13 protein-coding genes are annotated in these 15,914 nt (G+C 66.1%); 5 read left to right on the top strand and 8 right to left on the bottom strand.

Going from position 1 to position 15,914, the window contains the following annotated elements; all coding sequences use genetic code 11:
* Positions 1-179 precede the first annotated feature (179 nt).
* The 5 genes from HNP48_RS33130 to tsaD all read right to left on the bottom strand — a co-directional run bounded on the left by HNP48_RS33130 (position 180) and on the right by tsaD (position 6,942).
* Positions 180-686, bottom strand: a complete 507-nt coding sequence (locus tag HNP48_RS33130) for a hypothetical protein (RefSeq protein WP_184865485.1) — start codon at positions 684-686, stop codon at positions 180-182.
* Between the two features lie 79 nt (positions 687-765).
* Complete coding sequence (locus tag HNP48_RS33125) at positions 766-2,427, bottom strand: bluetail domain-containing putative surface protein (RefSeq protein ID WP_184865475.1); 1,662 nt, start codon at positions 2,425-2,427, stop codon at positions 766-768.
* A 61-nt stretch (positions 2,428-2,488) separates the two neighbouring features.
* Positions 2,489-4,051: a bluetail domain-containing putative surface protein gene (locus HNP48_RS33120; RefSeq protein ID WP_184865474.1), complete on the bottom strand. Its 1,563-nt coding sequence runs from the start codon at positions 4,049-4,051 to the stop codon at positions 2,489-2,491.
* 124 nt (positions 4,052-4,175) lie between these two features.
* The gene (locus tag HNP48_RS33115; protein ID WP_184865473.1) at positions 4,176-5,744 is read right to left on the bottom strand and encodes a bluetail domain-containing putative surface protein; all 1,569 of its coding nucleotides are present in this window, start codon (positions 5,742-5,744) and stop codon (positions 4,176-4,178) included.
* A 148-nt stretch (positions 5,745-5,892) separates the two neighbouring features.
* Positions 5,893-6,942, bottom strand: coding sequence for a tRNA (adenosine(37)-N6)-threonylcarbamoyltransferase complex transferase subunit TsaD (gene tsaD, locus HNP48_RS33110; RefSeq protein ID WP_184865472.1), 1,050 nt, complete (start codon positions 6,940-6,942; stop codon positions 5,893-5,895).
* Positions 6,943-7,024: 82 nt separating this feature from the next.
* On the opposite strand from tsaD, the gene HNP48_RS33105 reads away from it, so the two are divergent.
* The gene (locus HNP48_RS33105; protein WP_184865471.1) at positions 7,025-8,368 is read left to right on the top strand and encodes a phenylacetate--CoA ligase family protein; all 1,344 of its coding nucleotides are present in this window, start codon (positions 7,025-7,027) and stop codon (positions 8,366-8,368) included.
* A gap of 10 nt (positions 8,369-8,378) precedes the next feature.
* Here the strand turns inward: HNP48_RS33105 and HNP48_RS33100 are convergent, their stop codons facing one another.
* The 3 genes from HNP48_RS33100 to HNP48_RS33090 all read right to left on the bottom strand — a co-directional run bounded on the left by HNP48_RS33100 (position 8,379) and on the right by HNP48_RS33090 (position 11,584).
* Positions 8,379-9,527: a hypothetical protein gene (locus HNP48_RS33100; protein WP_184865470.1), complete on the bottom strand. Its 1,149-nt coding sequence runs from the start codon at positions 9,525-9,527 to the stop codon at positions 8,379-8,381.
* 259 nt (positions 9,528-9,786) lie between these two features.
* Entirely contained in the window at positions 9,787-10,311 is a 525-nt protein-coding gene (cysC, locus tag HNP48_RS33095) for an adenylyl-sulfate kinase (protein WP_260420478.1), read from the bottom strand.
* A gap of 112 nt (positions 10,312-10,423) precedes the next feature.
* A complete protein-coding gene (locus HNP48_RS33090; protein ID WP_184865468.1) occupies positions 10,424-11,584 on the bottom strand; it encodes a branched-chain amino acid ABC transporter substrate-binding protein in 1,161 nt (386 codons plus the stop codon).
* Positions 11,585-11,790: 206 nt separating this feature from the next.
* Here HNP48_RS33090 and HNP48_RS33085 point away from each other — a divergent pair, with 206 nt between their 5' ends.
* The 4 genes from HNP48_RS33085 (at position 11,791) to HNP48_RS33070 (ending at position 15,906) form a co-directional block, all read left to right on the top strand.
* Positions 11,791-12,417: an ANTAR domain-containing response regulator gene (locus HNP48_RS33085; RefSeq protein WP_184865467.1), complete on the top strand. Its 627-nt coding sequence runs from the start codon at positions 11,791-11,793 to the stop codon at positions 12,415-12,417.
* A 422-nt stretch (positions 12,418-12,839) separates the two neighbouring features.
* On the top strand, positions 12,840-14,084 hold the full coding sequence (locus tag HNP48_RS33080) for a CmpA/NrtA family ABC transporter substrate-binding protein (RefSeq protein ID WP_184865466.1): 1,245 nt from the start codon (positions 12,840-12,842) through the stop codon (positions 14,082-14,084).
* 65 nt (positions 14,085-14,149) lie between these two features.
* Positions 14,150-15,082, top strand: a complete 933-nt coding sequence (ntrB, locus tag HNP48_RS33075; RefSeq protein ID WP_184865465.1) for a nitrate ABC transporter permease — start codon at positions 14,150-14,152, stop codon at positions 15,080-15,082.
* A complete protein-coding gene (locus tag HNP48_RS33070) occupies positions 15,079-15,906 on the top strand; it encodes an ABC transporter ATP-binding protein (protein ID WP_184865464.1) in 828 nt (275 codons plus the stop codon). The genes ntrB and HNP48_RS33070 overlap by 4 nt, the downstream gene beginning before the upstream one ends.
* The last annotated feature ends 8 nt before the right edge of the window (positions 15,907-15,914 follow it).

Genomic DNA, 15,914 nt, shown 5'->3' with positions numbered 1-15,914 from the left:
TCAAGGCTGCAGGATTGTATTTTGTTTTTTCTACACCCTCTTGGCGACGCAAGAGAAAGTTACTGCGCCGCCGGGCGCACATCCCGGCTCCCGCCGTGCGAAGAGGCATGCAGCAACCACAACCACTCGGCCATCTGCACGGCCCCAACACCGCTTCGATTGGCCAAGAAGTCTGAGGCCTAGAAGCCGGCCTGTACGGCAACGGGCGGCCCCGCACCGTCCACAAGCACTCCCACCAACGTGCCCCCCGCAGGAAACGTGACCAATCCATAGGGATTGCTCGAATAGGCGTATGCATCCGCCAGTTCTTTGTTCCATGCCACGGCAGCGGCATGGAATACCGCCTGCTCACCCGTTGCATGTTCCAACCCCGACAGGATCTGCCCCAGCTGCAGAGCGACGATGCCGACCTGGGCCTTGCCCACAAAGACCAGATAGTCCTTCAAGGCCGTTTGCAGCCCCGCATTGGGCAGTGCACCCAGGTTGCCCAGGAGATGGGTGGACAACTGGTCCTCCGACAGGCCGGCAAAGCGCGCGCCGAACTCCAGGGCAAACGCTTCCAGCCCCATGGATGTGGCCATCGCCACCTGGTTGTTGAAGGCAGCGTAGGAAGGCGACTGGTCGGTGAACGCCCGGTTCAGGATCGTGGTCGCGGCCCGGGGGTCATCGAAAAGGGTCTGTGCCATACGAGGCTCCGGAGACATGAAAGCTTGCACACATTGCAGGGCCGGCCTGCGCAGCGCAGCGCTCCCCCGGTACCACTCGTCAGGCCACGGCCCAGGACGCGTCGGCCAACGCCGCCACGCCGCTGAGCTTGACGAGGCTGTCGTTGGCGCCCAGGGAGGCAACCGCATCGTTCACCAGGATGTAGGTGTCGGCCCCATAGCGAAAGGCGATGGCCTTGTTGGCGCCCGCCGTGGTGGCCGCCAGGGCCGTTGCCTCCAGCAGCGACGCCGACGCGGCAATGCCATCGAGCTGCGCGGTGCTGGGAGCCGCCTTGGTCGTGGCGCTGGCGCCGGTCAGACGGATGGTGTCGACCCCGCTCTCGAAGTCCGTCACCCAGATGGCCGACCAGCCAAGCACCTGTGCCGTGCTGGTGTCCAGGTCCCGGGCTGCTGCGCCCGCAAGCCCACCGATGTGGAGCGTGTCGGCACCGCTGCCCAGGGTGACGATGTGCGCATTGCCGGCCCCGATGGTGACCGTGTCGCCACCATCGCCCGAACTGATGATCAAGCGTGCGCCCGAAACATCGTCAATGGTCAGGGTATCGCCGGCCGTGCCACCCTTGACTCCCACGGAGCCGGTACCGGTGGTGGCGAAGCCCAGGTTCAGCGCGCCGGAGAATCCCGACGCATCGATCGTGCCGATGTGCGCCCCTGTCACCGTGGTGGTGAGCCCCTGGCCACCACCAATCACGATCACTTGGGCGGCATCGGCAGCGATCCGGGCCTGGTTCACCGTAGTGGACGCCACGGTGCCCGCCTTGCTGTCGATGGTCAGAGTCTCGATGGCGTTCACTGTGATGGCATCGGCTCCGGTGGCATCGGCCAGCACGATGTTGGCGGAGTCGAAGGCACCGGATGCCCCCGCGAAACCGATGTTCAGTGTGCCTCCGGTAAGGGAGTTCTGGATGCCCACCTGGGTCGCCAGGTCCACGCCTGTGAAGGTCGCGGAGCCCGCTGCAGCCTCCCGCCACAACTGCTGGATGCCGGTGGATCGATCGGCGCTGAAATGGGATGCATCGCCCGCCGTGAGGAAGACGTTCTCAACGCCCTTCAGTACGGGAACAACCGATTCGCCCCCGCCCAGCACGGCTTTCAGCGCATCGGTATTTATCCTGTCCGAGCCCGAGCCTGCGCCATTGACCACATCGGACGATCCCAGCATGCCGGGTGTGGCGGCAAGGAACACGTCGCCATAGATGGTGCCTTCCAACGCATCGTCTCCGTTCGTCAGTGACAGGGTGACACCCGTACCCACCGGCCATCCAGGTGATTGCGTGAGGCCCTGGTTGGCGGGGTTGCTGGTGTAGGCGTGCGAAGTGTCCACCTCCAGGTTCCATCTCGCCGCAGCCGCCCCGTAGATGGCCAGGTCGCCCGTGGCACCCTCCAGCCCCGACAGGATTTGCCCCAGTTGCAGTGCAACGACGCCCACATTGACCTTGCCCACAGAGACCAGGTACTCCGTCAACGCCGTTTGCAGGCCGGCATTGGGCAGCAGGCCCATGTTCTTCAGCAGCAGGGAGGACAACTGGGCTTCGGTCTGCGTGGGATACGCCGTGCCAGCCCCCAGTGCAATGGGAAGGACTCCAGACGAGTTCGCAGCCGCCACCATGTTGGTGTAGGCAGCATAGGAAAGCGGCCCACCACTGAGCGCACGGGTCAACATGATGATGTCGGCGGGGACGCCAGAAACATGTAAGGGCATATCGATCTCTTGGGTTCAAACAACGGGCGGATGGCAGAGCAGGGGGCGCGTCATGCGCCGATCAGGCCACCGTCCACGATGCCTCGGCCAGCGCCGTCACGCCAGTCAGCTTGACCAGGCTGTCGTTCTCACCCAATACCGCCGCGCCGTCGTTCACCAGAATGTAGGTATCGGCACCGTAGCGGAAGGCAATCGCCTTGTTGGCGCCTCCCGTGGTGGCGGCCATGGTCGCGGCGGCCAGCAGCGAGGAGCTTGCGGCGATGCCGGCCAGCTCGGCGCTGCCGGGAGTGGCCTTGGTGGCCGGGTTGGAGCTGGTCAGCTTGAGCATGTCCGTGCCGCTCGCAAAGCCGACCACCTGAATGGCCGATGCGTCCAGCGTGGCCGAGGTGCTGATGTCCATGTTCTGAGCCACCATGCCCGCCAGGCTGGCAATGGACACCGTATCGGCACCGGCCCCCAGGGTCAACTTGTGTGCGGCCTGGGCGTTGATGCCGATGGAAACGCCTGCGGTCCCTGCGAGCGTCAGGTCCAGCGCCTTGCCCAGACTCCCGGCGTCGATCACCGACAGCTTGGCGCCGGTCACGGTGGTGGTCAGGGCCTGGCTGCCGAAGAAGGTGATCTTTTCCGCCTGGTCGGCGGTAATGCGGGCCTGGTTGGTGGTGGTCGCAGCAACATTGCCAGCCGTGCTACGTACAAACAGGGTTTCGACGCCTGCAACGATGATTTCGTCGTTGCCCGTGGCGTCCGCAAACACGACATTTGCCGCGTCGGCAGTGCCCGTCGCACCCGCGAACTTCACGGTCAGGGCACCACCTGCGCTGGAGTTCTGGATGCCGACGGTAGTGGCCAGGTTCACGCCCGAAAATGTGGCCGAGCCCGCGGCTGCGTCGACCCGCAGATCCACCAAGCCGCTCGCACCGGAGGCCACGAATTCGGCGCCGGCGCCCGCCTTGATGAATACGTTCTCGACGCTTCTCAGCACGGGCGACACCACAGCGTTTGCCTCCAGTGCGGCCCTCAGGGTGTCGGTGCCGCGCCCGCCGTCGACTACATCGGCACTGGACAGCATGCCCGCCGTGTCGGCCAGGATCGTATCGTTGCGGTCGCTGGTCTGTGCAGAGGTGACGGTGTCACTGCCGGAGGTCAGCAAGACCGTCAGGCCCGGCAAGCCGATGGGCCCCACAGGCGAGGGCTCGATGTTGTTGGGGTTGGCGGAGTAGTTGTACGAGGCCGTCAACTCATTGTTCCACGCAAGGGCAGCCGCACTGTAGACAGCCTGATCGCCGATTGCATTCTCCAGATTCGACAGGATCTGCCCCAGTTGCAATGCAACGATGCCCACATTGGCCTTGCCCACGGCGACAAGGTAGTCCTTCACAGCCGTTTGCAGGTCTGCATTGGGCAACACGCCCATGTTGCCCAGTATCTTGGTGGCCAGTTCATCCTCCGTCAGGCTGGCAAAGCTCGCACCGAACTGAAGTGCAAAAGCCTTGGTGCTCGCATCAGTCGTGCCAGCAGCAGCCATCTGGCTGTTCAATGACGCATTCGAAGGGGCCTGATTGTGGAATGCGCGGTTCAACATCATGACAGGCAATTCGTAAGCAGGCCAAATGGTTGCAGGCATCGCGCACTCCAAAACAAAAAAAGATGCGCGAAGCGTAGGTGCAAGCCGGTCAGGCCCTTGTGTCAGCCGTCACAAAAAAACATTTTGCAACCTGTGACGAATCAATGCCAGGCTGCCACTCTCCTCAAGCCACGGCCCACGACGCATCGGCCAACGCCGTCACGCCAGTCAGCTTGACCAGGCTGTCGTTCTCCCCCAGTGTCGCGGCGCCATCGTTCACGAGGATGTAGGTGTCGCCGCCGTAGCGGAAGGCGATCGCCTTGTTGGCGCCCCCCGTGGTGGCCGCCATGGTCGCGGCGGCCAGCAGCGAGGAGCTTGCGGCGATGCCGGCCAATTCACTGCTGCCTAGCGCGGCTTTGGCCGTTGGATGGAAATTGAGGCTGGTGAGGCGGACCATGTCCGCCCCGCTCACGAAGCCGACCACCTCGATCGCCGAAGCGTCCAGCGTAGCCGCGGTGCTGATATCGATGTTCAGGGCCGCCATGCCCGCCAAACCGCCAATGGACACCGTGTCGGCCCCGTCCCCCAGCGCAACGGCGTGAGCCGCCAGCGCGTTGAGGGAAATGGACACACCGGAGGTACCGGCAAGCGTCAGATCCAGGGCTGCCCTCAGCGTCGACGCATCGATCACGGACAGCTTGGCGCCTGTCACCGTGGTGGTCAGGGCCTGGCTGCCGGAGAGGACGACCTTTTCCGCGTGCGGGGCGGTGATACGGACCTGGTTGGTAGTGGTCGCCGCCAAGCTGCCTGCAGTGCTCCACACATTCAGGGTTTCGATGCCTGCAACGATGATTTCGTCGCCCCCCGTGGTGTCCGCGAACGCGACGTTGGCCTTGTCGGCGGTGCCTGACGAACCCGCAAACTTCACGGTCAAGGCACCGCTTGCGCCAGAGTTCTGAATGCCGACGGTGGTTGCCAGGTTCACATTGGAGAACGTGGCAGCGCCTGCGGCGGCGTCGACCCACAGCTCCGCCAGGCCGGTCGCTTTCGCAGCGCTGAACTCGGCCCCGGCACCCGCGGTGATGAACACCTTTTCCACACTGGTCAGCGTGGGCGACACCACCGCGGCAGCGGCCAGGGTGGCCTTCAGGGTGTCCACGCCACGGCCGCCATCGACCACGTCGGCGCTGGACAGCAGGCCTGCCGTGTTGGCCAGGATGGTGTCGCCACGGTTGGTGGTCTGCGCGGAGGACACGGCGTCATCACCGGCAGTCAACGACAAGGTCGTGCCGGGCATATTGATGGACCCGACATCGGAAGGGAAGGTGTTGGCAGGGTTGGACGAATAGTGGCACGAATCCCTCAATTCGCTGTTCCACGCCAGCGCTGCGGCCCTGTAGATGGCCAGATCGCCTGCGGCGGATTCCAGGCCCGCCAGGATCTCGCCCAATTGCAACGCAACGATGCCCACATTGACCTTGCCCACGGCCACCAGATAGTCCTTCAAGGCGGTCTGCAGGCTGGCATTGGGCAGCACGCCCATGTTCCCCAGCAGCTTGCTTGCCAAGGCATCTTCGCTCAGGCCCTGGAAACCTGCACCGTACTGGAATGCAAAAGCCATGTTGCCCTGGGTCGTCGTGCCCGCAGCAACCAACTGGCTATTGAATACCGCATTCGATGGGGCCTGGTTGTTGAATGCGCGGTTCAACATCATGACTGGCAAATCGGGAAAGGGACCAATGATTGCAGGCATCGCGAGCTCCAGGGAAACAAAGGTGCGCAAAGCCTAAGGGAAAGCCAGGCAGACCCGTGTGCCAGCCGTCACAGAAAAACATTTCGCAACCTGTGGCGCAGCCATGCGCCGCCCCGGGATGGTCCGGCAGCGCTGGCTCCCGCAGGGTTCAGGCAGCGGCCGTGATCGAATCCAGCGGCCAGCGCGGCTTCACGTCGAAGGCGTACTCGGCCGAGGCCTGCTGCTGCCCCGATTCGAGGCGCATCGCGGCGGCCATGGCGATCATGGCGCCGTTGTCGGTGCACAGGTGCAGCTCGGGGTAGTGCACGCGCACCTTGTTCTTGGCGCAGGCTTCGTTGAGCTGTTTGCGCAGGTGGCGGTTGGCGCCCACGCCGCCGGCCACGACCACGCGCTTCATGCCCGTCTGCTTCAGGGCAGCCAGGGTCTTCTTCACCAGCACCTCGACGATGGCGGCCTCGGTGCTGGCGGCCAGGTCGGCCTTGCGGGGTTCGAGTTCGTCGCCGAGCTTTTTGGCCTGGGTGAGCACGGCGGTCTTGAGGCCCGCAAACGAGAAATCCAGGTCGCCGCTGTGCAACAGCGGGCGCGGCAGCTTGAAGGCCGTGGCGTCGCCCTGCTCGGCCAGCTTCGACAGCGCGGGGCCGCCGGGGTAGCCCAGGCCCATGAGCTTGGCCGACTTGTCGAAGGCCTCGCCGGCCGCGTCGTCGATGGTTTCGCCCAGGATCTCGTAGCGGCCCACGCCGTCCACACGCATGAGCTGGGTATGGCCGCCGGAGACCAGCAGCGCGACGAAGGGGAACTCGGGCGGATCGGCGCTCAAGAAAGGCGAGAGCAGGTGCCCTTCGAGGTGGTGCACACCCAGCACAGGCTTGCCCAGCGCCGCGCCCAGCGCGCAGGCCACGCCCGCCCCGACCAGCAGCGCGCCGGCCAGGCCCGGGCCGCGGGTGTAGGCCACCACGTCCACATCGCTCAGGTGCTTGCCCGATTCGCCCAGCACCTGGCTCGCCAGGGGCAGCACGCGGCGGATGTGGTCGCGGCTGGCGAGTTCGGGCACCACGCCGCCATAGGCCTGGTGCATTTCGATCTGGCTGTGCAGCGCATGCGACAGCAGTGCGGGCACCTGGCCGTCCGCGCGCGTCTCCACCAGGGCCACGCCGGTTTCATCGCAGGAAGACTCAATGCCCAGTATCAACAACGTCATGCCCTCAAGTGTAGAGGGCCCGCGCCCGCCGCGAGGCGCCACAATCGGACAACCCCACGCACTGCACGCCTCCCGCCCCTCCATGGCCGACGCCCTCCACTTCCATTCGCCCCAGACCGCGCAGATGCTGCTCCTGGCCCAGCAGGTGCGCGCCTGGGAGCGCGTGGCGCCCGCCGAGTACCAGGCCCTGCAGCAGCGCCAGTTGCACACGCTGATGCGCCATGCCCACCAGCACTCGCCCTTCTGGCGCCAGCGGCTGGAGGCAGCGGGATGGCCGGCCGGGGCTGCATCACCGCAGACCGTGCTCGCCCGCCTGCCGGTGCTCACGCGCGCCGACTTGCAAGCGCACTTTGCCGACGCCCGTGCGCGCTGGCCCGGGCTCAGGGACGGGGATGTAGCCACCTCCGTCACCTCGGGCTCCACTGGCGAGCCAGTGCGCGTGGAAAAAGCCAGCGCCATGTACTCGCCCCTGTATGCGGCCATCTCCTGGCTCGAAGCCCAGTGGCACCAGCGCGATGCCCGGGGCAAGATCGCCGTGCTGGGCACGGGCCTCACCGATGGCACGCTGGACACCTGGGGCGATATGTACGCCGCCATGGGCCTGCGCGGCCCCTGCGTGCTGCGCAACATCACCCAGCACGGCATGGATTCGCACCTCGAGTGGCTGCTGCGGGAGCAACCCGACTACCTCAAATGCAGCCCGTTTGCCGCGGCCGAGCTGGCGCGCCTGGCGCTTGCGCGTGGCGTGCAGTTGTCCATCCGGCAGGTGATCTCACAGTCCGAGCGCGTCACGCCGGCCCAGCGCGCTCTGTGCCGGCAGGCCTTTGGCGCGACCATCATCGACCGCTACTCCTGCGAAGAGACGGGCTGGCTCGCGCTGCAGTGCCCCACGCACGAGCACCTGCACCTGCTGGGCGCGACCACGCTCATGGAGATCGTGGATGCAGAAGGCCGCCCCTGCCCCGTGGGCGTGCCGGGCCGGGTGCTGGTGACCAGCCTGCACAGCTTTGCCATGCCCATCCTGCGCTATGAGCTGGGCGACATCGCAGAATGGGGCGCACCCTGCGGCTGTGGCATGGTGTTGCCCGTGATCGCGCGCATGGGGGGCCGCACACGCCACCAGGTTCAGACCACCCAGGGTCCTCTGCCCATGCCCTTTCTGGGCGATGAGCTGGGCCGCATCGAATCCATCCGCGCGTTTCGCATGCGCCAGTACGCGGACGGCACGCTGCAGTTGCAGCTTGAGGCGCCCCAGGCGCTCACGGCCGACGAGCACGCCGCCGTGCGCGCCGTGTTCGCAGCCAACGGCATGGCCGACCTGCCGCTGCATGTGGAGCAGCTGGAGTGCATCGACTGGCCCGCCGGGCGCAAGCGCGAGGAGTTCGAGCGCGTGGACCGCCTCTTCACACCCGCCATCTCGACCTGACAGCGCCTGCTTACTGCGGCCAGACCTTGCCCTTGTTCACAAAGGCAGCGCTGCCGGCCCGGTAGCCGAAGTAGACCTCGACATTGGCCGCCCGCATCTCGGTTTCGGTGAAGTCCAGCGAGGGCTTGAACTGCAGCGTGGCAGCATTGGCCACCTGGCTCGCGAAGGCAATGCCCTCGGTGTCTGCCGGCACCTGGCTGGTCCAGGTGCCATCGCCCTTGCGGAAGAACCACAGGTCCGGCGTGGAGCCCATGGCCGGTATGCGCGCCGCCACCCAGGCGCTGATCTTGGGGTTGGCGGCCACGTCGGCGGCAGCCTGCACCAGGGTGATGCCCAGTTGCAGCGGCTGGCCGGCCGTGGACAGCACGGCCGTCGACACCGTGGCGACCGCCGAAGCCTGGCCGCTCGCCTGCAGGTCCGTGGTGCTGCTGGTGCCCACGGCAGGGCTCGGGCCCTCCACCGGGTCGGGGTAGGTCGAGCTGGTCCAGGTGATCGCCGCATAGCCGGCCGCGTACTGGGCCATGTCCACGTCGATGGCGCCCTGCACGTCGTACAGCGGGCTGCCGTTGATCTGGCGGATGTAGAGCCAGTTGCCCTGGCTGGTACTGCCCTTGTTCGCATCGAGCTGCCCGCCGACGAAGCGCACCGTGCCACCGCCGTCATGCACCACGAGGTGGTCGGCACCCGGCTCGCTGACCAGGCGCGCGAAGGTGGTGTCGATGTGCTCGGTGGCCTGGACGTTGGCGTACTCCGCAGCGCTCAGGGCCGCCTCGCGCACCGGTGCCGCGCCGTAGCGCAGGGCAAAGGCCGCTTCGGTGCGCTGGGGTGCATAGCCCGAGAACATGAACGAGCGGGTGCCTGCAGGGATGAAGACCTTGAATTCCTTGTACTGCAGCTGGTAGTTGGTGAACTCGGGCAGCGCCAGCGATCCACCGCCAGGGAAGGCGCAGCCGCCCGTGGCATAGCCGATGGCGCAGCCCGTGACCCCTTCGGGCGCGTACTGCTGCTTGAAACCGATCTTGTTGTCAAAGGTGTAGTTGTAGGTGCCGGCGGCCGGAGGCAGCGCGATCTTGAGTGCCGACTGGTGCAGCGAGACGAAATTGGCGGCGTGGGCCCACGGGGCCAGCACAGAAAGACACAGAACAAGCAGAAACCGCATTGAAAACCACTCCAGGAACAGACGACGGACAGCCCCAAAAAAGAAGCGCCCCCTGAACGCCACGAGAACCAGGCTCGCGGCGTTCGCAAGGGCACTTCACCATTCGATTATAAAAAATAACTTTTTTACAAGCTCCGCCATGCGGTGGAGCCAGCAGGCACACGGGGCGAGACTCTGAGGGACGATCCTCAGGGAAGTTCCGGTAAAGATCCGAGCGTTACACCTGTGAGCGCAGGCCGGCCTGCTGCGACCTGGGGCGTCAGAGCTGCGCCCTGCGCGCCGCCAGCAGCTGCTGCACCATGGACGAGAGGGGCGTGGTCTGGGTGTCGAAGCGCGATTCGGGCGCGTCTGGCACCTCGTAGGCGCCATCCCAGCCGGTCAGGCCGGTGATCAGCCCGGCCCTGGCACGCGCGTACAGGCCCTTGGGGTCGCGGCGGGCGCATTCTTCCACCGGCGTGCTCAGGTGGATCTCGTGGAATTCGCCGGGCGCAAACAGGGCGCGCACACGCTGGCGGTCTGCCTCGAAGGGGGAGACAAAGGCGCACACCACGGTCAGGCCGTTGTGGGCCATCAGGCGCGCCACCTCCCCGGCGCGGCGGATGTTCTCGGCCCGGTCGGCGGCCGACAGCCCCAGGTCCGAGCACAGGCCCTTGCGCAGCTCATCGCCGTCGAGCACGCAGGCCCGGCCACCGGCCTGCTGGAGGGCATCGGCCAGCGCGGTGGCCAGGGTGGTCTTGCCTGCGGCGGGCAGGCCGGTGATCCAATAGACGAGAGGGGCAGTCAAACAGGGCTCCTGCATGGGCGGGGTAGGCAACAAGGTGCTGGTGCTCCTACTGTATGCCAGCCTCGGCCCTGCCAGGCACCGAAAATGGCACCCGGCCTCCCGGGCCCCGTTCTTACCAGCGGTCCGAGCGCATGCGCAGCTCCCAGCCGCCGCCGCGCAGCTCGTACACCCCCACGGCGCCGTAGCGCTGCTCCCCCTTGTCGTCCCAGGTCATGGTGCCGATCACCGGTGCATAGCCGTTGATGCTGTGCATGGCCTTGGTGATGTCCTTGGGCGCGGCGGACTTGGCCTTCTGGATCGCGGCGGACAGCACGTAGGTGCTGTCGTAGCTGTAGTGGCCGCCATAGGCGGGGGCCTTCTTGAATTCGGCGATGTACTTTTCGAGGAAGGGCTTGCCGGTGGTGAATTCCTTGGCCTCCAGCACCGGCGAGGTGGCGTAGATGCCCTCCACGATGCCTGCGCCCTTGGCCATGTCGGTGGTCTTGATGGTGTCGCCACCGAGCAGGCGCACCTTGGTGTGGCCCACCTTGCGCAGGGCTTCCAGCACGGCGATGGCCTGGAAGTCGTTGAGCGTGGAGACGATCACCTCGACCCGGGCAGCCTTGAGCTCGCCGGCCAGGGCCTCGAAGTCCGTGGTCTTGTCGTCGAAGGACTTGCGCACCACGACCTCGCGCTTCTCGGCCTTGAGCTGCTCGGCTGCACCGTCGGCCAGGCCCTTGCCATAAGGGGTGCCGTCATCGAGCGCCGCATAGCGGCTGGCACCCAGCTGGGTGGCGGCGAAGGAGCCGATGGCTCGCGCCTGCAGCGTGTCGTTGGCCACCATGCGGAAGGTGGTGGGAAAGCCTAGCTGCGTGAACTTGGGATTGGTGGAGATGGCAATCTGCGGGATGTCCTTGGCCGCATAGATGGGCGCGGTCTCGATGCTCACGCCCGAATTGAGGTGGCCGATGACCGCCACCACTCCGGCATCCACCAGTTGCTGGGCCACGGTCTTGCCGGTGGCAGCGTCGGCCTTGTCGTCCACCGAGACCACTTCGAGGGTCACGCGCTTGCCGTCCACGGTGTAGCCGCCCTTGTTGAGCTCGGCCACAGCCAGGTTCACCCCGTTGAGCAAATCCTGGCCCAGGGCGGCCAGGGGGCCGCTCAGGGGCTGGGCCACACCGATCTTGATGGTGTCGGGCACTTTGCCGCAGCCCGCCAGCAAGGCGGTGGCGGCCAGGGCGGAGAAGGCCAGGCTGGCCGAGAATCGGCGCCGGTCGATGGGCAGGTTCATGCAGGAAACTCCATATCAGTATGTCAATGTGACCGGATGTATATGCGACGCCGCAAAGAGGCGCTATCGGGTATGCCCTCCCAATACACACTCTATTAGCAAGTTTCAGGCCCCCGCCGCCAGCGGCCCACCAAAACCAGGGTAGACCCCGGTCTGCACCAGCCCGGCGCACCAATTTGTGGCGTAAATCTTGCTATGCTGACGGCATGAACGAGGCCTTGCGCATAGTGGTAGTCGCCCCCGACCTGGCGGTCACCGACCCCGATGACGAGCACGCCCTGCTGCAGGCCGAGCGCTCGCGGGCGCTGCGCATCGGCCTTTTGGAAAACAACTTCAACCTGGTGGCCACGCTGCCGGCGGATGTATTTTTGAGCGAGCGCCTGGCCCAATTGCAGCCCGACCTCATCATCGTGGACGCCGAGAGCGAGGCCCGCGATGCGCTGGAACACGTGGTGATGGCCACGCGCAACGAGCGCCGCCCCATCGTGATGTTCACCAACGATGAGGACACCTCGCATGTGAAAGCGGCAGTGGCCGCCGGTGTGTCGGCCTACATCGTGGCCGGCCTGGCGCCCCAGCGCATCCGCCCCATCCTGGATGTGGCGATGGCGCGCTTCCAGCACGAGCAGGCACTGCGTGCCGAGCTCGCCGACGCCAAGACCGAGCTCAAGGACCGCAAGACCATCGACCGCGCCAAGGGCCTGCTGATGGAGCGCCAGGGCCTGACCGAGCAGGCCGCGTACGAGAAGCTGCGCAAGACGGCCATGGACAAGGGCCTCAAGCTGGTTGACGTGGCCCAGCGCATGCTCGACGTGGCCGATCTGCTGGGCTGACAGCCCCGCCGGCATCACGCACGGCGCCGCCAGCGCGCGGCGCACCACTCCCGCCCGCCCACCGCACTGCGCATGCCCGCGATGGTGCGCCGCACAACACCTGTGCAGTCAAAGCCGGTGCATGGCACCTGCATTCCCATGGTGCATCCGCCAGAAATCCTTTTGAAATAAGGAAATCACGCTATCAAGAACATAGCTACATAGCAGACAAAAAGGCTGGCACGGGGCTTGCATTACCGGGACAAGACCAACGAAGGTCTTCGATGAGCGGTATCCACCCAATGGCGGGCGGGTACCTCTCGCCACCGGACAGAGGCGTCCCCACCCGCGCTTGGCGCTGCGTGACTTTCTTTTGTGAAGTCGCAGCAGCCCGGCGCCGGGGGGACGCCTTTTTTGTTTTTCAAGCCACCAGGGAAGCAACCATGACCGATCTGCTCAAAACCAGTCTCAACCGCCGCACCGTGCTGCAGGCCGCCACCGTGGGTGCCGTCGGCGTGAGCCCCGCCCTGCGCGCCCTCGTGCATGCACAGGGCTCGGACGCGCCCGAGAAGAAGGAAGTGAAGATCGGCTTCATCCCGCTGACCGATTGCGCCAGCGTGGTGATGGCCTCGGTGCTGGGCATCGACAAGAAGTATGGCGTGACCATCATCCCCACCAAGGAAGCCAGCTGGGCCGGTGTGCGCGACAAGCTGGTCAACGGCGAACTGGACTTCGCCCACGTGCTCTACGGCCTGGTGTATGGCGTGCACCTGGGCATCGCCGGCCCCAAGAAGGACATGGCCGTGCTGATGAACCTGAACCACAACGGCCAGGCCATCACGCTGTCCAAGAAGCTGGCCGACAAGGGTGCCGTCAACGGCGCCGGCCTGGCCAAGCTCATGGCCAGCGAGAAGCGCGAATACACCTTTGCCCAGACCTTCCCCACGGGCACGCACGCCATGTGGCTGTACTACTGGCTCGCCGCGCACGGCATCGACCCGATGAAGGATGCCAAGGTCATCACCGTGCCGCCGCCGCAGATGGTGGCCAACATGCGCGTGGGCAACATGGACGGCTTCTGCGTGGGCGAGCCCTGGAACCACCGCGCCATCATGGACGGCATCGGCGTGACCGCCACCACCACCCAGGACATCTGGAAGGACCACCCCGAAAAGGTGCTGGGCACGACCTCGGAGTTCGTGCAGAAGTACCCCAACACGGCACGTGCCGTGACCGCCGCCATCCTGGAGGCCGGCCGCTGGATCGACGAAGGCCTGGCCAACAAGAACAAGATGGCCGAGACCATTGCCGGCAAGGCCTACGTGAACACCGGCGTGGATGCGATCAACCAGCGCATCCTGGGCCGTTACCAGGACGGCATGGGCAAGACCTGGGACGACCCCAACCACATGAAGTTCTACAACGATGGCGCGGTGAACTTCCCCTACCTGTCGGACGGCATGTGGTTCCTGACCCAGCACAAGCGCTGGGGCCTGCTCAAGGACCACCCCGACTATGCCGGCGTGGCCAAGGCCATCAACCGCACCGATGTCTACAAGCAGGCGGCCACCGCCTCCAAGACGCCGCTGCCCAAGAGCGAGATGCGCACGCACAAGCTCGTGGACGGCGTGGTCTGGGACGGCAAGGACCCCGCCAAGTACGCCGACGGCTTCAAGCTCAAGGCCTGAGTACCCGTCGCTACCCCATCGCCACCCCGATCGCCCCACGTTCCCACCCGCACAGGAGATCCACCATGGTCAGTGCCGTTTTCCACTCCCCTCCCGCCGCGCTGCCGGCCGACGCCGCGGCAGCGCCTGCCCGCAGCACGGCCGTGCAGGCCGAGGCGCGCAAGCCAGCCCCTGCCAGCGCACCCGCAGCCCGCGCCCCGCGCGACTGGGCTGCGCTCTCGCGCAGCTTCTGGATGGCCGTGCTGCCGCCGCTGTGCGGCCTGGGCCTGCTCATCGGCCTGTGGGCCGTGGTCTCGACCACCACCGGCGGCAACATCCCCAGCCCGCGTGAGACCTGGGTGCAGGCGCTGGAGATCTTCAGCAGCCCCTTCTACCGCAACGGCCCCAACGACCAGGGCGTGGGCTGGAACGTGCTGATGTCGCTGGAGCGCGTGGCCATCGGCTTCGGCCTGGCGGCGCTGGTGGGCATTCCCGCCGGTTTCGTGATCGGGCGCTTTTCCTTTCTCTCGCGCATGTTCAACCCGCTGATCAGCCTGCTGCGCCCGGTCTCGCCCCTGGCCTGGCTGCCCATCGGCCTGCTGGTGTTCAAGGGCGCCAATCCGGCCGCCATCTGGACCATCTTCATCTGCTCCATCTGGCCCATGGTCATCAACACCGCCGTAGGCGTGCAGCGTGTGCCGCAGGACTACATGAACGTGGCCCGCGTGCTCAACCTCTCGGAGTGGAAGATCGCCACCAAGATCCTGTTCCCCGCCGTGCTGCCCTACATGCTGACCGGCGTGCGCCTGGCCGTGGGCACAGCCTGGCTGGTGATCGTGGCCGCCGAAATGCTGACCGGCGGCGTGGGCATCGGCTTCTGGGTCTGGGACGAATGGAACAACCTGAACGTCAAGAACATCATCATCGCGATCTTCGTGATCGGCATCGTGGGGCTGGCGCTGGAGTTCGCGCTCATCAAGCTGGCCACCGCATTCACATTCGAAGAGGTGAAGGCATGAACACCACCGCAGCACACGCATCCCATTCCACGAAGTTCATCGAGGTCCACGGGGTCGAGCAGACCTTCAAGACCGCCAAGGGCCTGTTCCCGGCGCTCAGGGACATCCACCTGACCATCGCCAAGGGCGAGTTCGTGGCCCTGATCGGCCACTCGGGCTGCGGCAAGTCCACCCTGCTGAACCTGATCGCCGGGCTCACCACGCCCACGGCCGGCGCCCTGCTGTGCGCCAACAAGGAGATCAAGGGCCCCGGCCCCGAGCGTGCGGTGGTGTTCCAGAACCACTCGCTGCTGCCCTGGCTGACCTGCTTTGACAACATCTACCTGGCGGTGGAGCGGGTGTTCGGCGGGCGCGAGAACAAGGCCCAGCTCAAGGCCCGCACCGATGCCGCGCTGGCCCTGGTCGGCCTGACGCATGCGGGCCAGAAGCGCCCCGGCGAGATCTCGGGCGGCATGAAGCAGCGCGTGGGCATCGCCCGCGCCCTGTCGATGGAGCCCCAGGTGCTGCTGATGGACGAGCCCTTCGGCGCCCTGGACGCCCTCACGCGCGCCAAGCTGCAGGACGAGCTGCTGGAGATCGTGGCGCGCACGCAAAGCACCGTGGTCATGGTGACCCACGACGTGGACGAGGCCGTGCTGCTGTCCGACAAGATCGTGATGATGACCAACGGCCCTGCTGCCACCATCGGCGAGGTGCTGCAGGTCGACCTGCCGCGCCCGCGCAAGCGCGTGGAGCTGGCCGAAGACCCGCAGTACGTGCACTACCGCAAGGCGGTGATCGATTTTCTCTACACCCGCCAGGGGCACGTCGAGAAGGCGGCCTGACACCCCGC

It is taken from the genome of Acidovorax soli, from assembly GCF_014207955.1.
Taxonomy (GTDB): domain Bacteria; phylum Pseudomonadota; class Gammaproteobacteria; order Burkholderiales; family Burkholderiaceae_C; genus Acidovorax; species Acidovorax soli_A.
Note: the sequence above shows the minus strand (reverse complement) of the source record. Positions and strands in the feature narration are given on the sequence as shown.

Excerpts from the sequence above, each read along its gene's own strand:
- HNP48_RS33070 (WP_184865464.1), top strand. The coding sequence starts at position 15,079 with ATGAACACCACCGCAGCACACGCATCCCATTCCACGAAGTTCATCGAG.
- HNP48_RS33080 (WP_184865466.1), top strand. The coding sequence starts at position 12,840 with ATGACCGATCTGCTCAAAACCAGTCTCAACCGCCGCACCGTGCTGCAG.
- HNP48_RS33105 (WP_184865471.1), top strand. The coding sequence starts at position 7,025 with ATGGCCGACGCCCTCCACTTCCATTCGCCCCAGACCGCGCAGATGCTG.
- HNP48_RS33125 (WP_184865475.1), bottom strand. The coding sequence starts at position 2,427 with ATGCCCTTACATGTTTCTGGCGTCCCCGCCGACATCATCATGTTGACC.
- HNP48_RS33130 (WP_184865485.1), bottom strand. The coding sequence starts at position 686 with ATGGCACAGACCCTTTTCGATGACCCCCGGGCCGCGACCACGATCCTG.
- HNP48_RS33085 (WP_184865467.1), top strand. The coding sequence starts at position 11,791 with ATGAACGAGGCCTTGCGCATAGTGGTAGTCGCCCCCGACCTGGCGGTC.
- HNP48_RS33120 (WP_184865474.1), bottom strand. The coding sequence starts at position 4,051 with ATGCCTGCAACCATTTGGCCTGCTTACGAATTGCCTGTCATGATGTTG.
- tsaD (WP_184865472.1), bottom strand. The coding sequence starts at position 6,942 with ATGACGTTGTTGATACTGGGCATTGAGTCTTCCTGCGATGAAACCGGC.
- HNP48_RS33115 (WP_184865473.1), bottom strand. The coding sequence starts at position 5,744 with ATGCCTGCAATCATTGGTCCCTTTCCCGATTTGCCAGTCATGATGTTG.
- HNP48_RS33090 (WP_184865468.1), bottom strand. The coding sequence starts at position 11,584 with ATGAACCTGCCCATCGACCGGCGCCGATTCTCGGCCAGCCTGGCCTTC.
- ntrB (WP_184865465.1), top strand. The coding sequence starts at position 14,150 with ATGGTCAGTGCCGTTTTCCACTCCCCTCCCGCCGCGCTGCCGGCCGAC.
- HNP48_RS33100 (WP_184865470.1), bottom strand. The coding sequence starts at position 9,527 with ATGCGGTTTCTGCTTGTTCTGTGTCTTTCTGTGCTGGCCCCGTGGGCC.